The following is a 21,336-nucleotide window of genomic DNA, read 5'->3' on the forward strand; positions in this document are numbered from 1 at the left end:
TTATCTGTCTCCAGTAACAATTAGGATATCCTTACTATGGACCAAAACCTGATGACTGATCTTAAACCCGCCGAGTGGTTTCCCGTCAACTAGAATTTTTTTGATATATTCTCCCGCTCCATCTTTTTGACGTCTGATAGTCACTTTATCTGCATGTGGATAGTACTTGTTGTCCAATTGTATGACCACTTTATCAAATACAGGGGTCACCACAGTGTAATCTGGCCTACCTGGACAAAACGGATAAATACCCATCATATTCATCAATGCCCATGTGGACATGGTACCCGTATCATCATTTCCAGGAATACCGCCTGGGCTATTGGTAAAATGTTTTTCCAGAATTTGTTTAACTAGCTTCTGTGTACGCCACTCTTCACCTTTTATCTCTGAGAACACATGTGGATAAAGCATATCCGGCTCATTGGTCACATCAAAATACCCTTTATCAAAAGTAGACTGCAACCTGTCGACAAATTTTTTCTTCCCGCCCATTAACTTCATCAATCCGGGAATATCAAATGGTATCGCAAAACTATAATTCCATGCATTGCCTTCATGAAAGCCATGATTCGGCTCGAAATTAGCTCCCATCAAGGGATCGAAAGGAGTTAAAAACGTTCCATCAGGAAGAATTGGGCGAAAGGTACCAAACTGAGGGGAATAATAATGCTTATATCCTTTTGCCCGCTTACTGAATAGTTGTGCATCACTAGATTTCCCCAATGAAGTAGCCAGTTGAGACAAGTTCCAATCAGCTACATAATATTCAATGGCATGCGACACTGAATTATCGAATGAGTCCCGAAGTGGTACATAGCCATACTTGACATAATCTTTATTGTCAGGACGGATTCTGTTGGAAGAGTCAGTTGTCGTGGCCGATTTTAAAAATGCTTCATAAGCGGTATTGATATCATAATCCCGAATCCCTTTCATCCATGCATCGACAATCACAGGTATGGCAGGATCACCGTCCATCGTGAAACTCTCCCGACTATATAATTCCCATTTCGGCATCCAGCCATTTTCTTTATAGATATCGATCATCGAACGGATCATACCGACTTGTCTATCTGGATAAACCAATGACATCAGGGGCTGTACATTCCTATAGGTATCCCACAATGAAAATACAGTAAAACGATTGTGGTCTGCGACAAGTGTCTTCCGGTTTTCCATGGCAGGGTATTCACCATTGACATCCTGCAAAATATTGGGATGGATCATCGCATGATATAATGCGGTATAAAAAACTGTTTTTTGATCTTCGGTGCCTCCTTCAACCTGAATTTTTGACAGCGCCTTATTCCATAAGGATGAAGCTTCCGCCCTGGTCTTTTCAAAGCCAAACTCTTGTTGTTCAGCCTCCAGATTTTTACGGGCATTCTCAACACTCACGAATGACACGGCAAGTTGGACTTCTACACTTTCATTTTCCTGAACATCAAAACTTAGAAATGCGCCGAGGTCATCACCAGATAGTTGATCTGTATAATCTGTAAAAACCTTATACTTTCCTGCATCTTTGTTCCAATCATTTTCCCATTTTTCTCCTGCACGTTGGAATTTCCAGTACCCCTTTTTCGCAGGCTTTTTATTGACACGCATCACAAAGAAGATGGGGTATACGGCCTGATTGTTGGTGTAACAAAAAGAGCCTAGCAATTTTGATCCTTCGAGCTCTGTATCACTGACATAACGGACTGTGGCGCCGGTCTCATTGGTTAATCCTTCCCCTAGATTAAGTAAAATATTCGCCTGTCCTTTAGGAAAGGTGAATCTGGACACTCCTACACGGGTAGTTGCTGAGACTTCTGTCTTAATCCCATATTTTTTTAATACATTACTGTAATAACCCGGATGAGCTTCTTCTTGTGCATAGGTGCTCCCATATTCATGGTAGTCCACCTCCAGTTTTCCGGATGTTGGCATCAACAACAAGCTTCCCATATCTGGGCAGCCGACACCGCTGAGATTCACATGTGAAAATCCGGTAAAGTAACGGTTGCTGTGTTCGTATGGAGTAGACCACCACCTGGCATCTTTATCAAATGCATTTAACGTAGATCCCATGACATTAAAGGGAGATACATTCATAAGCCCATGAGGTACCTGGGCTCCAGGGTTAGTGGTACCATAATTACTGGTCCCGATAAAGGGGTTAACATAGTCTGTAGGAAGATTTTGGGCAGAAACATTCTCCCACATCAATACTCCTAGAAGGAAATAACGGATAAACTTGATCATATCATCTTGATAAGCGATTTTCTATTTACTTCTCCTTAACAGAAAAGAACAAAATCGCAGATTTTAGCGTGCGGTCACAATACTACAGATAATTGCAAAGATTTACAAATATCCATGGCAGTTATATCGATCATTTTACGTTTGTTAATAGGATTTAGCATATTCAAAAAAATGATCCCAAAAGGGATTCTTGGGCACAAAAAAAATCCTGAAGTGGGGCGCTTCAGGATTTTACTAACTAACCAATTATTAACCTAAATTATGAAAACTACTTGTAAAACGTCCCCTTCCCTACTTTCTTATCTCTTGATCTGTAGTTTAACCAAACTTTAACAAAATGAATATCCTTCTCAGGAAAGTACGTAATAAAATCTTCCTCCTTCGCCAGCAGCCATAAGTTCTTCCCAGATGATGCCTATTCATGCGCAAGTCCCCACTGCATATTAGGTTTATCGCCCATTTCCAGGATCAGCTCTCCGCCCTTTAGCAGTTCTTCAGCATTAAAATAGAAGGTATGAAGTGGCTTACCGTTCAGGTTCGCTCCCTGCACATACATATTTCTTTTGCTTGCATTTTTTGCTTTGATTACAAATTGACTTCCCCTACCGTACCTTCCGTCCAGCTTAATTTTAATTTCCTCAAAAGATGGACTGCCTATTTCGTATATCGGTTTAGCCCGGGTACCTCCATCGAGCTGAAATAAACCAATAGCATTCATAACATACCATGCACTCATCTGTCCTTGATCCTCATCACCCAAATAGGCATTTGAAATTCCCTGCCCATAATATCTTTCACCTATTGATCGGCTCCATTTCTGCGTCAGCCACGGTTTGTTCAACCAATTAAAAATGTATGCAAAATGCATGGACTGCTGGTTTCCTTGAACAACAGGATAATCCCAATACTGGTCATTTGGACCATTATAGCGCCATTTTTCACTTTCCCCAAAGCCCCATTCCAAGCGTTTCAAAAAAACATCCTCTCCGATCATCTGAGCCAGGGCAGGAATATCCTGCGGCACAAAGAATGTCAGTTGCCAGGCATTTCCTTCTACATAATGATGATTGGCACCGGATTTAAAAGGATCAAAATCTTTGTACCATTCACCTTTGGCATCTTTCATTCTTGCATAGCCACTTTTAACATCAATGGCATTCTTCCACCACGTTCCCCGCTCATTAAAATAGTTATAATCCGTGTCCTTGCCCAAGGATTTCGCAAACTGTCCTACTGTCCAATCATCAAAACTATATTCCATAGAGTTTGAGAATCTACCCAAATCATACGGAACATATTTATATTTTAAGTAGACATCCAAATCCCGGTTGCCTGCAAAACCACCTTCAAATTTCGAAGGACTGGTCATCTGCATTTTCTTAACCGCATGGAATGCCTTTGATACATCATAATCCCGTATTCCCATTTGATATGCACCCACGATCAGTGGTATTTCATGTTCGGCAACCATGACAGGAATATACTCCATCCCTGCCGGGCCTTTGGCCAACCAGCCATTAGCATCATACATCGCCAACTGTGAACGAACCCATTTATTCGACCATTCTGGTGTAACCAGATTCCAAAATTGATTCAGATTCCAGAATGTATTCCAAAATGCGTCACAGCCCAAAGCAAGGTCATCTTTATGCGCCAAAGTCTGAACCACTTCGTCTGAAGACCGCCATTGTCCATTAACATCACTAAATGTATTCCGGCTTGCCAATGTACGGTACATATTTGTATAAAATTTCTCCTTCTCCAGGTAATCGCTTGTCTTAATTTCCAATCGACCAAGCAGCTCATCCCAAACACGATGCTGATTGGCCACCACTTGGTCAAAGGACCACCCAAATGGATCTGACAGTTCTGTTGCCAGGTTTTCCTCCGCATTGGCAATACTCACATAGGAAATACCTGTCCGCAGCTGTACATCTTTATCACTATGGACATCAAATTCGACAAACATACCTGCAAACTGCGCACTATCAGCCATGAGATCAGCACCTTTTCTAATTTTATCATTGTGCCATGTACCATAATTTATGATCGGTCTATCAAACTCCATCACGAAATAGACAACATAATCTTGTTTGGCATCTGTTGACCACACATTCTCGGAAAGTTGATTGCTATATCCTACGATCTTATAATCTGATATTTTTTTAAGAGATAGGCCCTTAATCTTATAATCGTATTCCCCATTGACTTTGAGATCGACCATAATACGCCCGGTATCGGATTTATGATACGTGTATTTCTGAAAACTGGATCTTGTCCCTGCTGTTAGTTTCACATCAATATCGTGATCTATAAGATGTACTGCGTAATATCCTAAGGGCGCTCTTTCAGTCGTTTTATCAATTGCTGATCGATATCCCGAATTGGTGCTATATTGATCTCCGACCCTCGTTTTTAGTGGACCAGCAGTAGGGAAAGTCCCGAGCCCTGCCATTGTCCATTCGTGTATATGGCTAAAGGTGCCAATGGATTCTATTGAAGGTTCGTAACCAGCTTGCCAGCCAATATTTTGGTTGTCCGGACTAATCTTAACCATTCCAAATGGCATCCATGGTCCTGGGGCCAGCATCCATCTGGAATGTGCCGCCCCTATCATCGTATTGACATAATCCGACACTCCGCCCAGCCTCTTAGGCCCGCGGGTTATGGTATCGGAGCTTATTAATTGATCATTGCTATAAATCGCGTATCGGCTCTGCACTTTTTTCGATGTATAGGGCATTGGGATCTCCAATCGAGACGTCCCTTTTTCTTGTGTCTCCTCGTAAATCTTCTGACCATCCAATATGACCTTGACCTGTTCATCATCCTTCAATTTCAAGAGATCAACCAACATGTACTGCACACGCTCATTACCATTTTTAACCTCAAAATCCGACTGTTGCACCTGTTTAACGATGGTCGTATAATCAGTCAGTAGCCTTGCTTTTTGGGGTCCTGACAACCTAAAGGAGTCAAACTCGATCCAACCACCTTTGATAACTGTTAAAGTAATCTGGTTAAACCCCGGGCGAACAAGGTGTGCAGGCAATGCCAGTGTTATTGTGGAAGCACCGGACTTAGCATTGGTACTTATCGGTTCGCCGGTCCCTGCTCCTTTTTTTAACTCGTAATTATAAACTTCACCATTAATTGAAATCTGCAAGGTTGGTATATGTTTGGGATCACTATTAGCCAAGTTAACTTCAAAGGTCCATTTACCTTTATTCGTCTTATTTAGCACATAGTTTAGGTTTAGAAAATGCGTCCTTAATCCTGAAGTCCCGCCAGTTCCACCCCATTCGTTGGCTGGTCCGGGTAATACATAGGGAAGATCTTTTATGGGCGATGACTGGCCAATAATAAACGACCTGTCCTCATAACCAAAATCATGTTCCAAGAACTTTTTATAATTACCTGGTGATAATGCAAATTCCTTGCTAGAACCGTCTGTATTTCCTACTTGCCAAATCGTCTTATCTTGTCCTGAAACAAGCTGAATGGACATTAAAAATACGCTTATAAGACATGATAGGGAGAAATAGATTTTCATAATTCGCAGATTTTATAGTTTTCTTCTTTATCTCCTTCCCAAATTTCAGTAAAGAGAGGTTTCCTCGTATAGCTTGTGCTACTTTTTATTAAAAGTACCTTAATTTGTACATACATAAACAATCATACAAAACACACACTAACCATTAAATAAATGGTAAACACCACAATATTACTATAAAAAAATGCAAATAACAAGCATAAAAAAAACAATATGTGTATACATATTGTTTTTACAAATAAATAGGGAATAGATCGAAGAGATTTACCCACTTAATTCATTGCTTGCTCTATATTGATCATATTGAAGACATTTCCAGATTGAGTGGTAAACTTCAAAAATCGTCTTCTGCCACTCTGATTGGCAAATAGGACAACCTTAATCCGATGTTCGTCAATTTTAGAGATTTCAAACCAATCACCTTTAACTCCAGCCAGAGCTAAGGGATTGGTGGTATTATTCTCATACTTCAAATTTACCCGCGGCCTATAAAGGTCCATACTGAGATTATTGATAAGCACATCATTCAACCACCATCTTTCATTATTTTTGGTCAATAGGATCGTGTCTACTTTTGGAGAATTAAACTGATGGGTGCTCGCATCAAACTCTGGGCCACGCCTGGTCGCAAAAGGTTCCTTACAGCTTATCAGCGATAAGATCATTGCCAAAAACAAACAGATTGTTGAGATTACTTTTTTAGCGATTGCCATAAGCGACAATTTAATATTGGGTATTTTGAATCCAATAGGTTATATTTATATAATTTAATAGCTTTGACTTAGTAAAGATAAAAAGTTTAATCTTTATATTCTCATTATGAAGAACATTCTACACATTTGTGTAGAGCGTTATACCTTTATATTACAGACATTTAAAGTATTAGAATTTTCAACTATTGTTTTGGGTGATTGCTCAACATACAAATAATGGGGATAAACCAACCTATTAGTCACGTGTGATTTGAGATTAAATCCTTATTTTTGCGGCACTAAGAGCCTTGGACAATATTAATCTTAACTTGGGATTTGAAGCGATCGCGGGTCATCTTTGTAATTTACACTATGAAAATTAAAATTGAAGATTTTTTTAAACCGGTACATGTTAAGGATGATTTTAGCAAAGATGACTATGAAATTGTGGAAGCCTTCATTAATTTCGCTCGATCTTTAAGCAGGTTAACTTATCAGAGTATATATTTAATTGACTATTCAAAAAAGAGTTTTTTATTTGTATCTGACAATCCGATTTTTTTATGTGGGAGTTCTCCCGAGAAGGTTTTAAAGGAAGGTTATCAGCATTATCTTGATAATGTCCCCAAAGACGATCTATTGTTAATAAAAAAAGCTAACGATGTCGGTTTTGCTTTTTTCGGAAACCTGGATACTAAGGATCGATTAAAATTTTCCATATCTTATGATTTCCACTTAAAGCAACCTGGCAGCAAACCCCTGTTGATAAATCATAAGCTGAAGCCGCTACTGTTGGATAAACACTCAAATCCCTGGATTGCCCTTTGTCTGGTTTCCATTTCATCGCATGCCAACCCTGGCAATATCAAATTTAAGTCCGATGAAGATGGGAAACAATTTGAATATGATCTGGATAAAGACGTGTGGGTAGAGACCCTTCGTGTCAAATTAAAACCCCGAGAAAAAGATATTCTCCTTTTTTCAGCACAGGGACTTACAATGGATCAAATTGCAGATCGGCTCTATGTATCCATTGATACAGTTAAGTTCCATAAGAAACAGATATTTTCGAAATTGAAAGTTAAAAGTATCACGGAAGCAACGGCATTGGCCATCGAATTATCTCTCTTTTAAACGCGTTATACAGCTATTCATTTTTAGAATACGATAACATGAGTTTAGACAGATCGATAAATTTCTGAATATCATTGTCATTTCCGTCGCTAAACTGTGAAAATCTATTCTTTTGGATAAATGTCTTAAGCCATTCCGATTTAATATAAATTGGTAAGGTTTCTGAATAAAGATAGATGATCGGATCGCCTAATTGATAGGATTCAATTTCTAATTTTCGGAGGGTATTGACTACTTTTTTGTCACATTCAGCAATGATCAACCCACTACCAAGGCTAAATGGACCATAAAAAGCATCGAAAAGCATTTTTTTCAAAATATTAATCCTATTGCCCACTATTTTACCTGAAATAACAAAGCGACCTATATGCCAAAAATTATCGATATCTGGAATCAATAAGCTGTCTGTTTCAATATCAAATAATTTTTGAATGGGCAGGCAAGTTTCTTTATCCCAATAAGTAATTCGAATGGAAGCTTGAATTCCATGATCTATTTTACTTCGAAGTACATAATAAATTGATCGATCAAAGAATACCGCATCTTCCCCGATCAGTGAGTCATAATCTGTACGATATTCTTTTTCAGAATAGTCATTGAGCTTGTAGTGTTCCTGTGTAGTTACTAAATAAAAATGAATAAGTTCAGGAAGTTCGTTTCTATTAAGTTTAGTAAAATAATAATTTTCAGGCGTCCAGTTCATGCAGATGAAATTCAATATGCAACTATAAAAATAAAGATTTTTAGCTTAAATCTTCTTGTCAAAACAATTACTACACAAAAGTGTAACAACCCTCTAACCTCAATCAGCTATCTCACTCATGCATAGATAAATAATATGAATCTGGAAAAACTTTTATTGGTTTATTTGTGGCGATATTGAACACAATATGGCTAACCATACCTGACAACAGATATAACCCTAATGATAATTGTGGTGGCGGCGAATCCATTGCTATTTTACCATATGCTGTGAGAAAATCTTCAAGCCAGCGAGTTTCTATATGCTTTGCTTTCAAACTGTCCACAATAAATTTTCCAACATTCATTTCAAATACCTGATGTTCTTTACTCAACTGTTGCAGGTTACGGCTTTCTGGTGTGATTACAGTTAAAAAGCCCGCCCATCCCAAGTTGTAAGGATGAATGACCGGTATGCCTTTTTGTGCCATATACGCATCGAATAAAAAAGGAATATCAGATGAAAAATCCAATGCATTAATCGCTACTTTATGCTGAAGATCAAGTTCATAAAGGTTTTTCCGATCAATGAACTCTGGATAAATGACTACATTTGCATCTGGATTGATTGCCATCAATCGCTCTTTGATTGCAATGACCTTTTTGATACCTATATCTTTTTGTAGATAATTTTGACGATTAAGATTGCTCAATTCTACCGTATCACCATCTATAATGGTCAGGTTTTCAAACCCCATCCGTAATAAACATTCTGCAATATAACTTCCGATACCGCAACCACCGATAAGCACAGGGAAGTCCTTGATGCTCTGCTGCTCTTCCTCTTTAATATGTATATTGTTACGTAGATATCTCAAATTCATATTTTACGGCAATTTATACCTTGATAAAGATAGTACTATAATTTATAAAATATCAGGTCAGTATGCTGAAAATGTTTCAAAAGTTGGTTCAATCAGCACTAATATCGGAATGAAAAATGAGGACGAAAAAATCAGATTATCAAGAACATCAGGTGCGAAACATGATACATGAATATTTATATGCCTAAATAAAAAGGTAAAAATATGATCCGCCTATAACGATAGATTCTGACAATTATGTTCGAAAAATTCAGGCAAAAAAGATATCTTTAATATAGAAAACAACAAACTAACAGCCGCCATGGACAATACAAGAATATATCGGATGTCATTTGCTGGGGTATATCCACATTACATACAAAAGGCAGAAAAAAAGGGTCGCACCAAAGAAGATGTGGATGAAATCATATATTGGTTGACAGGCTATAACAAAGCCTCACTGCAACAGCTTATTGCCGATAAAGTAGATTTTGAAAGTTTTTTTGGTCAAGCTCCCAATTTCAATACCAATGCATCAAAAATTACAGGTGTGATCTGTGGCTATCGTATAGAGGATATTGAGGATCCTCTAGTTCAAAAGGTTCGTTACCTCGATAAATTGATTGACGAATTGGCCAAAGGCAAATCAATGGAGAAAATACTGAGAAAATGAGTTCATGACGACTATCTTATAGCCTATTCATATAAAGCTTTGCCCATCTCCTTTACATCAAGTATCGTCTTTTCTTTTTGGCCCCGGATAGACGTTAGTAGCCTAATTATAAAACCATTAAATACTTTAAGCTTGACAACCATATTTTATCCGATTAACTTTGTCATGATCCTTATGTTATGATCCCAGCTATTTGGAATGGTAAACTAAGGGAGTTTTTAAATTTTACACGATTTTAGAAAGTGCTAAACTGACAACTATGGAAAAGCAGGTAAATGCAGGTGAATTTGTAGATCGATTTATGACCGGGAGCCTAAAACACTTACGGTATCAACAATCCCCTGTCAAGATATTCCAGTTGAGCGAGATAGCCCCATATATTAAATTTCCAACACCACCTATTTTCCTGGGCTACAACCTCCTTGTGCATATAACAGCAGGTTATTTTAAGCATCGGATTGGTGCCAAAGAATATGTAGTGGAGGCCCCTGCAATTTTAATCAGTAGCTATGGCAATATATCGACCATAAAATCGGTAGATAAATCTGCAAAAGGGCACTGTGTTTTGATCAATGATAATGCGATGACCTCGCTATTTCGGGAGCAAGAAATTCTAAATATTTTCAATATTTCACCTCTGCTCAATTTAACAGCACCGGACAGTTCAGCTCTGCAGGATCTTTTTAAACTGCTTTACAATGAATTACTTTCTGAATCTCCTTATAAGGAACTATTTGAAAGCTTACTAAAATCGTTGCTTTTAAAAATCATAAAACTTTCTTCTTCCAATCAAACGCTGAACCGAAGACAGGAAATTGCCATGATGTTTAAACAGCTTGTGCACAAAAACTTCAAAAAGCAAAAGCATATTGGATTTTATGCGGATAGACTAGCCGTATCTACCAATTATCTAAATCGATGTGTTTTTTCGGTGTTCAAAAAATCATCCAAGGAGATTATCCTTGAGGTACTCATCATGCACAGCCAATTTCTTCTTTTTGAGTCCAACAAAAGTATTGCTGATATTTGTTATGAGCTTGATTTTTCCGATCCATCTTATTTCTCCCGTCTGTTTAAAAAAATCGTGGGAATTTCTCCTTCCGCCTATCGAAAAAAATCAACATAGCCCACATATGCACGATTTGTCCTATCTTTTATACTAAAGTACACAAACGAATCAGACTGATTGCAACTATTTTTGTATAGCATTGGAAATATAAGGGGTTGTTCATTCCAATAATGGAAGGTACTTTTCCTATTTTCAACGCTGATTGTACCATCATTTAATTACATATTTAAAGAGATGCTTAAGGTTTCAGAAAACAACAATATAGCTCAAGATTTCGATTTGTTTATCGCGAACTTCAAAGACAGACTATCCGATCTATTCAATAAAGAATATGACTATAATGCCCTTAGTCTAACCAGAGGCTTACCACCTGATTTCCTTTCTGAAATAATGGACATGAGACCGTTATCAGTTGCTATCCCCACACATCATGGTGGGCGTGGATTACATGTAAAGGAATGTCTGGGCGTGCTTGCTGCGGCTTCTTATGAATCGCTTTCACTGTCACTCATCTTTGGAATCAATATTGCCCTGTTTTTAGAACCATTTGCAAAATATGGCAATACCTTACTACAAGAAAGGATTTTCCATCAATTCTTGGAAAATAAAGCTATGGGTGGATTAATGATCACTGAACCGGCCTATGGCAGTGATGCACTCAATATGCGGACTTGTTACAGCCAAAAAGAAGACAAATATCACATTCAAGGTGAAAAACACTGGCAAGGATTAACGGGTGCAGCCGATTTTTGGCTTGTCACAGCCCGCAAGAAAAATGAGCATGGTGAACTGGTACGTGATATTGATTTTTTTGTTACCGACAACTCTATTGAAGAGCAAAAGATTGAAGTGCTAAAAAAATACAATAGTCTGGGTTTGTATGCCATTCCATATGGTCTCAATCATATCGATATTGAGGTACCCGTAGATTATCGACTTACACCTGAAAGTACCGGTATTAAATTGATGCTTGACACTTTACATCGCAGCCGGCTTCAATTCCCTGGAATGGGAATGGGATTTATAAAGCGTATGCTGGACGAGTCCATGAAACACTGTACAGAAAGACGGGTGGCAGGTATTCCTTTGAATGAAATGGATTCAGTCAAGTTCCAATTATCCCGTTTACAAGCGGCATTTACCCTCTGTTCTGCGATGTGTTCATACAGCGCTTCTGTCAGTTCAATCAACAATGACCTTTCGTCTCATGCTGTAGATGCAAACAGTGTCAAAGCACTGGTCACAGATCTCATGCATGAATCTGCTCAGATATGTGTCCAATTATCCGGGGCAAATGGTTATAAGCTCGACCATATTGCAGGTCGTGGCTTAGTAGATAGCCGGCCTTTTCAAATATTCGAAGGATCGAATGAAATGCTCTATACGCAGGTAGCTGAAGCTATTGCTAAACTTATGCGAAAAAGTAAGGAGAATAATTTACTTGCCTACCTAAAGAAATATAATGCAACAGAACTGGCTGCTCCATTTTTCTCCTCTATTCTAAATTTTGATTTTCCATTACAGCCCAAACAACGGGAAATGGTTACTTTGGGAAAGATCATTGCCAGGGTAGTCTGCTTCCAATTCGTATTGCAAATTAATAATGCTGGATTTAATGATGGCATGACAGAAATTGCCCGACAACATATCAGTATGGATTTGTACATGCTGGTAGGGCAACTCTCCAATAACAATAATGCCGAACCGCTCATGAACTATGGGGAAAAGACGGATTGGATGAGCTTCACTTCTTAATCCAGCCTCTTTATAAGCTTTGAAAGGGATGAGGATTGACTGATATTGTTCTTCATCCCTTTTGCTTTATATGTCCGCAATGTCCCATTCCCATACACTATGATAATGTTGGGTCTCTTCTAAGTAATTTATAAATTTCAGATAAAAGGGGTGTGTGCCGAGTGTAGCGCTATCACCTATGACAACCAATTTCTTTTTCGCTCGCGTCATGGCTACATTCATGCGCCGCACATCTGACAAAAAACCAATTTGTTGATCCATATTGCTCCGTGTCAAGCTGATGTAAATAATATCTTTTTCTTGTCCCTGAAAACTATCTATTGTCTGCACCTTAATATTATCCATATAGGGATGTAACTCCTCATCTTGTTCCAAAATTTCCTTTAAAAGTGTCACTTGTTTTCTATATGGGGCAATAATTCCAATACTTGGCCAGGTTCCTATGGAGACAGACTGTTGCCATAATGTGAACGATAATTTGAGATGATGTTTCAGAAAATAAGCCTCTCCTCTATTGAAAATGCTCTCCTCATGTTCACTTTCTTCAAATCCGGCCCCAGCAGTATCGATAAACATGATAGGTTCTGTATCTTGAGGTAACCTCCAGTTTGCTACCGAGTCATCCGCTTTCAAAAGACCTCCGTACATGATCAATGAGGGATAATTCATGATTTGCTCGTTCATTCTATATTGAATATCGAGCAATGCGCTAGCATCTGGAAAAAGTTTGACCAGTTTTTCAAATAATGTATAGCTCAATTTATTGCCCGTTTCCCGACTGGATTTAACCGTAGGTGGTAATTGGCAATGGTCGCCCGCCAAAACCAATTTTCGCGCCTTCAATATAGGAATCCAGCAGGCTGGTTCCAATGCTTGCGCTGCTTCATCTATCACAACTGTTTCATACATCCGGTGGCGGATAACTTCCTGATTAGCACCAACCAGTGTGGCAGTAATCACCTGAGACCGGTCAAGAATGTCTTTCACAATAAAATCTTGGATCCGGTCAACATCTTTCCTTATTCTGTACGCTTCTTCAAATAGTGCTTTTCTCTGTTCTCGCTCTGCCTTCCCAAAATTACGCTTATATTTTTGCGCCATTTCTGTATAGCTTCGAACCTGTTTCTGTAAAGACCGTATTTCCTTATTAGCCTTATGGAGTTCCACCTTTGTATCCAATGTTAACGCTTGAAGGTGTTCTGAAACTTTAACCGGATTGCCAATTCGTGTCACCGTAATCCCCTCCGCATCAAGACGCTCCGTCAATACATCTACGGCTGTGTTACTTGGAGCCACCACGAGTATCTGTGTCTTATTTTGTTTAAGCAATGCCTCCACTGCCCTGATCAATGTGGTGGTCTTTCCAGTTCCGGGCGGGCCATGCAACAGGACAATATCCTCCGTGTTCAGGATACGTTGTATGGCATCATTCTGGCTCCTATTCAGATCAGGGTGCTGAAAAATCTGATGTTGATGTCCTGACAACAACTGTTCAGCGCCAATAAGCTTATTCACCAATGAATCTTTTTGGGCCTTCTCACTTCGCTCTTTTGCCTCACGTAGAGCACGAAACATCTCCCGATATGAGTATTCATCAAATTGTAGATCTACCCCAAGTTTACCACGCCGACTCCAATCCGGCAGTTCATCCACACGAAAAGAAATTTGCATTCGATCTGCATGAATTGAGGTGATTATCCCCTCAATCCGATCTTCTTCCGGAGCATGATTTGAAAATAAACAAACCGGCATACCAAAATGAAATTTATGTTCCAAATGCTGATTGTTTGTCCTGGCCAAAGTAACTGATAGATAATCTCCTCTTCCCAATTCGCTGTCTACTATTTGAACTGGAAACCAGGTCACGCCATGCATTCTTCTTTCTTTTAAACTGCTTTTTAACAATAAAGCTTCATGCTGTATTTTATCATGCTGTTTCTCCTCATTCAATAAGGAAATAAGCTCATCAAAATAATTCATCAGTAAATAATTATTTTAAATATCATATTCATTGTTATACTGGATTCCACCTTAACGACTGCAAAATAACTGTTTTCTCCCGTACTTAAGGCATTTTGGTTGTACTCAGCACTTAATACCAATCGTATTATCACTGATCATAGTATTTGTGCTCTTCAAACATGGGTATTTCATATTTATTTCCTATACTTGAATATCAAAGATCTTATCTTTTAAACGTTCAAAACTTACACAATCTATAATGGATGCGATATTTTTACATGATCAGGAACAACCTTGGACCGACATAGGTGATGGTGTTAAGCGTAAAATTTTGGTTTTTAATAATGAATTGATGCTAATGAAGGTCCATTTTAAAAAAGGTGCCGTCGGTGCTTTACATCAGCATCCACATACACAGATTTCGTATGTGAATGCCGGAAAATTTAAATACCATATCAATGGTACAGACCGAGTTTTAACCGCTGGCGACTCCTGTATCATTTATCCTGGATTACTTCATGGCTGTGAATGCCTTGAAGAAGGAGAATTAATGGATTCCTTTACTCCTTGTCGTGAAGATTTTCTTTAGTTTTAATACCATGCTAGTCACTAGGCTACATGACGCAAATCGCCAGAATTATTATTGTATACCACTGATATAAAAATATGATGACATCCACACTCAGCAAGCGCTATCAGACTTCTTTCCTTTTTTATTGTTTTTTATGCCTGATCGGTTTATTTTCTACCGCATCATTACAGGCCCAGGAAAAACCGCTAATGATTGAAAAAATAAACAAACAACTTTATCTTTACACGACATATAATACTTTTGAGGGCACTAGATATGCCGCAAATGCACTTTATTTAATCACAAAAAAAGGTGTAATCCTATTTGATACTCCTTGGGATTCGACACAATATCAGCCTTTGTTGGATAGCATCCAACATAAGCATCATTTACCGGTGATTGCAATCTATGCCACGCATTGGCATGAGGATCGTGCGGGTGGGTTTGCTTATTATAACCGGAAGGGAATTCCGACATATGCGACCAAAATGACAAATGATCTGCTGAAAGCGAATCACAAAGCGCAGGCCACACATCTTGTGAAAACGAATAAAACGTATAAAATAGGTGGTCAATCTTTTGTTTTGGATTTTTTTGGCGCTGGACATTCTTTGGATAATGTTGTCGTATGGTTCCCGGATTATCAGATTCTGGATGGAGGTTGCTTTATTAAGAGCTCTGATGCCAAAAATTTAGGATTCACGGGTGACGGGGACATACAGGCCTGGAAACCTTCATTAGCCAGATTATTAACTAAATACCCCGCTATTAAAATGATCATCCCAGGACATGATTCGTGGAAGGACAATGGACAGATAAAACGTACACAGGAACTCCTTGATGAAAAACAATAAATATTAGCTGTGCAAAAAATAAAAAAACAAGTTTTGTTTTTACAAAAAAGTATTATCTTAGCGGCAGAAAAATACAAAGGGGCATTAGCTCATTTGGCTAGAGCGCTTCGCTGGCAGCGAAGAGGTGATCAGTTCGAATCTGATATGCTCCACAAAAAAGGCTACTTTAAAAAGTAGCCTTTTTATATGATCGCTGTCACATTCTCCAAATCAAGCTCGATCTATCTGAGCAATCTAACCTAGTACAGACTCACCTATTACTTATAGGAATTGACCGATTTAGAGACTCTCCATGTACCATTTTCTTTAACAAGGGTAATCAGATCCGTTTTAGAAAAACCATCAAATTCCATGGTTACTTTTGCAATGGCATAATCTGGTAACTCCTCGATAATCTGCGTCGTTGTCTTGCAATTCATTTTGATTCCTTTTTGTCTTTTTAAAAAATCAATCATTTCCGAACGGCTGTGATTCAAATCTTGCTTACCACATATTTTTTGGCTAAAATCGGCTGTGAACAATTTGTTTAAGTTCATTATCTGGCCCTCAGTAACCGCTCCCACATATTCATCAATCGCTAAATCGGCTGTGATCAAATTGTGCTCTTCTGGTTTTACTGAAGCCATTGTGCAAGTAGAAATTGCTACCATTGCTGCCGCTACAAATGTTTTTACTAAAGTTTTCATATCTTTTCTATTTATAATGATGTATTCGTATATTTCTTATGCTATTGTCGTATGCAACTTTTATTTGTTGCTTAAAGTTTTCAATTATTTTCTAATTCAAAGTTAAGACAACTGATGTATCGTCTTCATTACGTTTAGATTAACATTGCATTAAAATCGGTAAATGATATTATTTTCTAGGTGAATGAAGTTTCGGGACAGATCATTTTATAGCTAAAACTTGACAGGACTAATAAATTATTCCTTTGGATATTGCAATTCTGTTTAATTCCTACTAGATTGCGTCACTTCATGGCACAGGACGATAAACGATATTTTTTTTATTTTGCACTGACTATTTTGATGGTTGCACTCGTCTATCAACCCAAGGTATATGCACAACGTCCCGTAAATGAAATAGAAATCACACAACATATTGCTGACACCAGTAAACAGCGAGACTTAATTGATATTGGGAAAGAAATTTTGCGTATAAAACCACCCAAATCGGTCGACAGTACGGGGAAAAAAGTATATTTCTCTTTTCTACCCTTCTCCACGGCTGTTCCAGGTGGGGGCCATGCGTTAATAACAAGCACAACAGCGGGGTTTTATTTAGGTGAACGCACGAATACCTACATGTCAAAGCTTACCTTCACTCCCTACACCAATTTTGGGAAACGATTCGGTCTACCCATACGGTCTTACATTTGGCTAAAAGAAAACAACTGGGTAATTGATGGTGATATTAGATTATTAAAATATCCACATGAAACCTGGGGAATAGGCAAAGAACATCATGGCAACCAACAGATCAATTTAGACTATACCTATTTCAGATTGTACCAACATGCTTTAAAAAGAATTCATGGTGGATTATTTATGGGAATTGGTTATGATCTTGATTATAGGATGAACATCAAATCGACAAGTGACATCCCGCTTAAAGAATACACATCCTATCCATATGGTACAGATTTAAAAAACAAAAGCATATCCTCCGGTGTTAGCCTTAATTTTATTTACGATACACGGGCTAACTCCATCAACACCTGGGCAGGGAACTATGCCAATCTACAATTCCGTATTAATCCAACTTTTTTAGGGAGTGACCAAAACTGGAAATCCTTATTTTTTGAGATCAGGAGATACCACCGGTTAACCCAAGATCGCAATAGACAGAACATGATCGCCATGCGGAGTTTCTTTTGGACCGTATTTAATAGTAAAGCCCCTTATCTCGATCTGCCTAATCTAGGCTGGGACCCCTACAATAGCTCGGGAAGAGGTTTTCCTGTCAGCCGATTCCGAAGTAAATCATTGTATTACCTGGAAACGGAATATCGCCGTGATATTACGCAGAACGGTCTATTTGGTTTCGTGGCATTTGTAAATTTCACAACGATCAATGGGCCGAAGAACACGATGTTCGAGGATTGGAATGTTGGTACCGGAGCTGGTGCCCGAATTAAATTCAATAAAAATTCAGGCACCAATATCGGCATCGATTATGGCATCAGCAAAAATCACCGTGGCGTGAGGCTAACACTGGGTGAAGTATTTTAATTTCTTAGCTCAGATGGTAGCTTTGATTTTTAAATTCCATGGAAGCATAATATCGATATTTTTCATTATTCAAGGGATAATCCCAACATCCCATGCGATGGTAGATCTCTCCTCCGAATCCGGTCTTAAAGCGATAAAGCCCATATAATGGATGTGCTGGGTCTGCCTGAGGGGAAACTCCGAAAAAATCATACTCTGTTCCTCCTTTTTCTTTCGTAATCTGCATTGCCCGCCATTGTAGTGCATAAGTAGCCATATAATGACGGTTTTCAGATGCTGATGCCCCGTATAGATAAGTGCCTCTATTGGCAGCAATAACCAGAAACATAGCGGCCAAAGGTTGATTATCCACTTCAGCGACTAATAGATAAACATCTGCTGGTGACAGGGTATCATTTGCTCTTGCGGAAAGAACAATCTTAAAATAACTCATATCATGCAGAAAAAAATTATTCCGGAGTGCTGTCTGCCGATACAATTCATACCAGATTTCCAGACTTTCCAATCCCAAAACACGCACCTGAACGCCCTTTCTTTGCGCTAAATTGATATTGTACCGTGTTTTTGATTTCATATTGGTAAGCAATAAATTTTCATCCTTTTTAAGATCCATAAATATCGTATTGGAAGGAAGAATATCTGTATTTGCCTTATGGAAATTCCAATTTTCAGTATTAAAATTAAAACGCATTTCCTGAATTCGTTTCTCTGGCACTCCAAGCCAATTACCATGCAAGTCGTAACAGTCATCATCCTTTGCCCAATGAGATTCCCAAGATAGATCATAACGGATCATGATACAGTTTGGAGGTAGATAAGAGCGTAGACTTTCGGACAGTTGCTCCAAAAAGTGCCCTTGGTTTTCCTCCGATGGCTCAACCTCCGGTCCATAAGGGACATAAGCAATACAGTGTTCCTGATCAATAGTCTGTATAATGATCAATAGATCTCCAACAAAATAGGTTTCATCTTCAACCCCTACATAAAGGTCTGAATATTTTAATTTGAAATTAAATGCCTGCGATTGAATACCCTGCATTTTTTTTACCATAGACCAATAGGCTGTCTGCTGAATAATAGCCGTTTTATAGAGCCTGCTAACTTCTTTATCGTTGATATCTGCAATCATAAGTACACTATTTTTACCGGATATTTCTGAATAGAAATCTAAAATATAACCGATTTCAATGCCCAAAAACGGCAAACTTAGCCAAAATGTTTGGCTATGCCCATCAGCATTTGTCACTTTGTTGTTAATTTTAAAAAATGATATTTAATTGCTAAAAAAACTAGTTTTTTTACATAATTTAACGCCATTATATTTCCTTCATGATTGGTATTTTGTGCTAAAAATTAGGATATTTGTAGCTCAACAATTCAACAGCAATGGACAATAAAGCTATTTCCAAAATTTTCAAATTATGCAGCCAACTGATGGAACTTCATAACGAAAATCCATTTCGGACTAAAGCTATGGCAAGTGCGTCCTTTAAATTGGATAAACTTCCTTTTCGCATTGACGGGGCTGCACTTGAGGAGTTGAGTGCCCAGCCGGGTATCGGAAAAAGTACTGCTGAGAAAGCCAAAGAAGTAGCTGAAACGGGAACTTTTAAGGAACTTCAAAATTTACTGGGAAATACTCCCCCGGGCATTGTCGATATGCTAAATATAAAAGGACTGGGGCCAAAGAAAATTCAGATTATCTGGAAAGACTTAGCTATTGAAAGTGTCGGCGAGCTTCTCTATGCGTGTAATGAAAACCGCCTTGTTGAAGCAAAAGGTTTTGGGCTAAAAACGCAGGAAGAGATAAAAAAATCCATTGAATTCTCTATTTCAAATAAAGGTTGGTTTTTGTATGCCAAGGTATTACCACAAGCAACTGCATTTTTCAAGGTATTAAAATCCCATTTCCCAGCCTCCCTCCTTTCTTTTACAGGAGATTACCGAAGAAAATGTGAAGTATTAAGTACGGTGGATCTGCTCATTTCTGAACATATAGATACTGTTGAGAAATTTCTTGATGCATATATTTTAGTCGAGAAAACCGAGCATTCTCTGGAGGTTACCGATGAATTTGGATTTACTTTCAAAGTCTTCAGTAGCAATATAAATGATTTCTATCGTGACCTAATTCTCAGTACAGGTTCTGCCCGCCATTTGGATCTATTAGCTGATATTATCTCGGAGTTACCTTCGCTCTCCAGTGAAGAGGCTATTTATCGCAATCTGGGTCTTGATTATATTGAACCGGAACTTCGTGAAGGATTAGACGAAATAGTCCGTGCGCAGCAGCATACATTGCCACATCTGATACAATACAAAGATCTTAAAGGTACTTTACATAATCACTCCACCTATAGTGATGGGGTGCATAGCCTGGAGCAGATGGCCGTCTATTGTAAAGAAGCTTTGGGGCTTGAATACCTTGGTATCTGCGATCACTCCAAAACTGCCGTATATGCAAATGGTCTTTCTATCGAAAGACTCGAAGAACAATGGAAAGAAATTGCATTTTTAAATGAGAAGCTTAGCCCTTTCAGGATATTTAAAGGCATAGAATCAGATATTTTAACCGATGGTTCATTGGACTATCCCGATGATATACTCGCAAAATTTGATTTTGTCGTGGCCTCTGTCCACTCCAATTTAAAAATGGATGAAGAACGGGCAACAGCAAGACTGATCAAAGCCATTGAAAACCCTTATACAACCATACTAGGGCACCCTACAGGTAGGCTTTTATTAAGTAGAGCCGGATATCCACTCGATTATAAAAAAATAATCGATGCTTGTGCAGCAAATCAGGTTGTCATTGAGATCAATGCTAATCCATTAAGGCTTGATCTAGATTGGAGATGGCACCGTTATGCGGTAGAAAAGGGTGTCTTATTATCAATTAATCCTGACGCGCACAGGACGGAAGGTCTAAAAGATATGCAATATGGTATATTCGTAGCCCAAAAAGGTGGACTTGAAGCGAAAAACTGTCTGAACAGTTACTCATTAACGGACATCACAGCGTATTTTAATAAACAGAGGTAATGGTAT

16 protein-coding genes and 1 tRNA gene are annotated in these 21,336 nt (G+C 38.5%); 9 read left to right on the plus strand and 8 right to left on the minus strand.

Annotated features, from left to right (window positions below; genetic code table 11):
• The 3 genes from HX021_RS07930 to HX021_RS07940 all read right to left on the minus strand — a co-directional run bounded on the left by HX021_RS07930 (position 1) and on the right by HX021_RS07940 (position 6,516).
• A complete protein-coding gene (locus tag HX021_RS07930; protein WP_286589615.1) occupies positions 1-2,250 on the minus strand; it encodes a GH92 family glycosyl hydrolase in 2,250 nt (749 codons plus the stop codon).
• Positions 2,251-2,665: 415 nt separating this feature from the next.
• Complete coding sequence (locus tag HX021_RS07935) at positions 2,666-5,758, minus strand: GH92 family glycosyl hydrolase (protein ID WP_286589616.1); 3,093 nt, start codon at positions 5,756-5,758, stop codon at positions 2,666-2,668.
• A gap of 317 nt (positions 5,759-6,075) precedes the next feature.
• Positions 6,076-6,516 carry a hypothetical protein gene (locus tag HX021_RS07940; protein ID WP_286589617.1) on the minus strand — a complete coding sequence of 147 codons (441 nt, stop codon included), beginning with the start codon at positions 6,514-6,516 and terminating at the stop codon, positions 6,076-6,078.
• A gap of 351 nt (positions 6,517-6,867) precedes the next feature.
• Between HX021_RS07940 and HX021_RS07945 the strand changes: the two genes are divergently transcribed.
• Entirely contained in the window at positions 6,868-7,629 is a 762-nt protein-coding gene (locus HX021_RS07945) for a response regulator transcription factor (protein ID WP_286589618.1), read from the plus strand.
• A gap of 13 nt (positions 7,630-7,642) precedes the next feature.
• On the opposite strand, the gene HX021_RS07950 is transcribed toward HX021_RS07945, so the two are convergent.
• Positions 7,643-8,332: a hypothetical protein gene (locus HX021_RS07950; protein ID WP_286589619.1), complete on the minus strand. Its 690-nt coding sequence runs from the start codon at positions 8,330-8,332 to the stop codon at positions 7,643-7,645.
• 112 nt (positions 8,333-8,444) lie between these two features.
• Entirely contained in the window at positions 8,445-9,194 is a 750-nt protein-coding gene (locus tag HX021_RS07955) for a HesA/MoeB/ThiF family protein (RefSeq protein WP_286589620.1), read from the minus strand.
• A gap of 301 nt (positions 9,195-9,495) precedes the next feature.
• Between HX021_RS07955 and HX021_RS07960 the strand changes: the two genes are divergently transcribed.
• From HX021_RS07960 to HX021_RS07970, 3 genes are all read left to right on the plus strand, one after another.
• Complete coding sequence (locus HX021_RS07960; protein ID WP_286589621.1) at positions 9,496-9,846, plus strand: DUF2200 domain-containing protein; 351 nt, start codon at positions 9,496-9,498, stop codon at positions 9,844-9,846.
• Positions 9,847-10,105: 259 nt separating this feature from the next.
• The gene (locus HX021_RS07965; RefSeq protein ID WP_286589622.1) at positions 10,106-10,972 is read left to right on the plus strand and encodes a helix-turn-helix domain-containing protein; all 867 of its coding nucleotides are present in this window, start codon (positions 10,106-10,108) and stop codon (positions 10,970-10,972) included.
• 177 nt (positions 10,973-11,149) lie between these two features.
• Entirely contained in the window at positions 11,150-12,670 is a 1,521-nt protein-coding gene (locus tag HX021_RS07970; RefSeq protein WP_286589623.1) for an acyl-CoA dehydrogenase family protein, read from the plus strand.
• A 66-nt stretch (positions 12,671-12,736) separates the two neighbouring features.
• On the opposite strand, the gene HX021_RS07975 is transcribed toward HX021_RS07970, so the two are convergent.
• A complete protein-coding gene (locus HX021_RS07975; protein ID WP_286589624.1) occupies positions 12,737-14,650 on the minus strand; it encodes an AAA domain-containing protein in 1,914 nt (637 codons plus the stop codon).
• 241 nt (positions 14,651-14,891) lie between these two features.
• Here HX021_RS07975 and HX021_RS07980 point away from each other — a divergent pair, with 241 nt between their 5' ends.
• The 3 genes from HX021_RS07980 to HX021_RS07990 all read left to right on the plus strand — a co-directional run bounded on the left by HX021_RS07980 (position 14,892) and on the right by HX021_RS07990 (position 16,209).
• Positions 14,892-15,221 (plus strand): cupin domain-containing protein, encoded by a 330-nt coding sequence (locus tag HX021_RS07980; protein ID WP_286589625.1) that lies wholly within the window; start codon positions 14,892-14,894, stop codon positions 15,219-15,221.
• 80 nt (positions 15,222-15,301) lie between these two features.
• Positions 15,302-16,057 (plus strand): BlaB/IND/MUS family subclass B1 metallo-beta-lactamase, encoded by a 756-nt coding sequence (bla, locus tag HX021_RS07985; protein ID WP_502959001.1) that lies wholly within the window; start codon positions 15,302-15,304, stop codon positions 16,055-16,057.
• A gap of 78 nt (positions 16,058-16,135) precedes the next feature.
• Positions 16,136-16,209 (plus strand) — tRNA-Ala (locus tag HX021_RS07990).
• Between the two features lie 105 nt (positions 16,210-16,314).
• Here HX021_RS07990 and HX021_RS07995 read toward each other — a convergent pair.
• Positions 16,315-16,743, minus strand: a complete 429-nt coding sequence (locus HX021_RS07995; protein ID WP_286589627.1) for a nuclear transport factor 2 family protein — start codon at positions 16,741-16,743, stop codon at positions 16,315-16,317.
• 291 nt (positions 16,744-17,034) lie between these two features.
• Between HX021_RS07995 and HX021_RS08000 the strand changes: the two genes are divergently transcribed.
• Entirely contained in the window at positions 17,035-18,288 is a 1,254-nt protein-coding gene (locus HX021_RS08000) for a BamA/TamA family outer membrane protein (protein WP_286589628.1), read from the plus strand.
• 4 nt (positions 18,289-18,292) lie between these two features.
• Here the strand turns inward: HX021_RS08000 and HX021_RS08005 are convergent, their stop codons facing one another.
• Positions 18,293-19,417, minus strand: coding sequence for a lipid II:glycine glycyltransferase FemX (locus HX021_RS08005; protein WP_286589629.1), 1,125 nt, complete (start codon positions 19,415-19,417; stop codon positions 18,293-18,295).
• A gap of 257 nt (positions 19,418-19,674) precedes the next feature.
• On the opposite strand from HX021_RS08005, the gene HX021_RS08010 reads away from it, so the two are divergent.
• A complete protein-coding gene (locus tag HX021_RS08010) occupies positions 19,675-21,330 on the plus strand; it encodes a DNA polymerase/3'-5' exonuclease PolX (protein WP_286589630.1) in 1,656 nt (551 codons plus the stop codon).
• The last annotated feature ends 6 nt before the right edge of the window (positions 21,331-21,336 follow it).

Origin of the sequence: Sphingobacterium sp. N143 (genome assembly GCF_030325625.1) — a bacterium.
GTDB lineage: Bacteria > Bacteroidota > Bacteroidia > Sphingobacteriales > Sphingobacteriaceae > Sphingobacterium.

Excerpts from the sequence above, each read along its gene's own strand:
- HX021_RS07930 (WP_286589615.1), bottom strand. The coding sequence starts at position 2,250 with ATGATCAAGTTTATCCGTTATTTCCTTCTAGGAGTATTGATGTGGGAG.
- HX021_RS07935 (WP_286589616.1), bottom strand. The coding sequence starts at position 5,758 with ATGTCCATTCAGCTTGTTTCAGGACAAGATAAGACGATTTGGCAAGTA.
- HX021_RS07940 (WP_286589617.1), bottom strand. The coding sequence starts at position 6,516 with ATGGCAATCGCTAAAAAAGTAATCTCAACAATCTGTTTGTTTTTGGCA.
- HX021_RS07945 (WP_286589618.1), top strand. The coding sequence starts at position 6,868 with ATGAAAATTAAAATTGAAGATTTTTTTAAACCGGTACATGTTAAGGAT.
- HX021_RS07950 (WP_286589619.1), bottom strand. The coding sequence starts at position 8,332 with ATGAACTGGACGCCTGAAAATTATTATTTTACTAAACTTAATAGAAAC.
- HX021_RS07955 (WP_286589620.1), bottom strand. The coding sequence starts at position 9,194 with ATGAATTTGAGATATCTACGTAACAATATACATATTAAAGAGGAAGAG.
- HX021_RS07960 (WP_286589621.1), top strand. The coding sequence starts at position 9,496 with ATGGACAATACAAGAATATATCGGATGTCATTTGCTGGGGTATATCCA.
- HX021_RS07965 (WP_286589622.1), top strand. The coding sequence starts at position 10,106 with ATGGAAAAGCAGGTAAATGCAGGTGAATTTGTAGATCGATTTATGACC.
- HX021_RS07970 (WP_286589623.1), top strand. The coding sequence starts at position 11,150 with ATGCTTAAGGTTTCAGAAAACAACAATATAGCTCAAGATTTCGATTTG.
- HX021_RS07975 (WP_286589624.1), bottom strand. The coding sequence starts at position 14,650 with ATGAATTATTTTGATGAGCTTATTTCCTTATTGAATGAGGAGAAACAG.
- HX021_RS07980 (WP_286589625.1), top strand. The coding sequence starts at position 14,892 with ATGGATGCGATATTTTTACATGATCAGGAACAACCTTGGACCGACATA.
- bla (WP_502959001.1), top strand. The coding sequence starts at position 15,302 with ATGACATCCACACTCAGCAAGCGCTATCAGACTTCTTTCCTTTTTTAT.
- HX021_RS07995 (WP_286589627.1), bottom strand. The coding sequence starts at position 16,743 with ATGAAAACTTTAGTAAAAACATTTGTAGCGGCAGCAATGGTAGCAATT.
- HX021_RS08000 (WP_286589628.1), top strand. The coding sequence starts at position 17,035 with ATGGCACAGGACGATAAACGATATTTTTTTTATTTTGCACTGACTATT.
- HX021_RS08005 (WP_286589629.1), bottom strand. The coding sequence starts at position 19,417 with ATGATTGCAGATATCAACGATAAAGAAGTTAGCAGGCTCTATAAAACG.
- HX021_RS08010 (WP_286589630.1), top strand. The coding sequence starts at position 19,675 with ATGGACAATAAAGCTATTTCCAAAATTTTCAAATTATGCAGCCAACTG.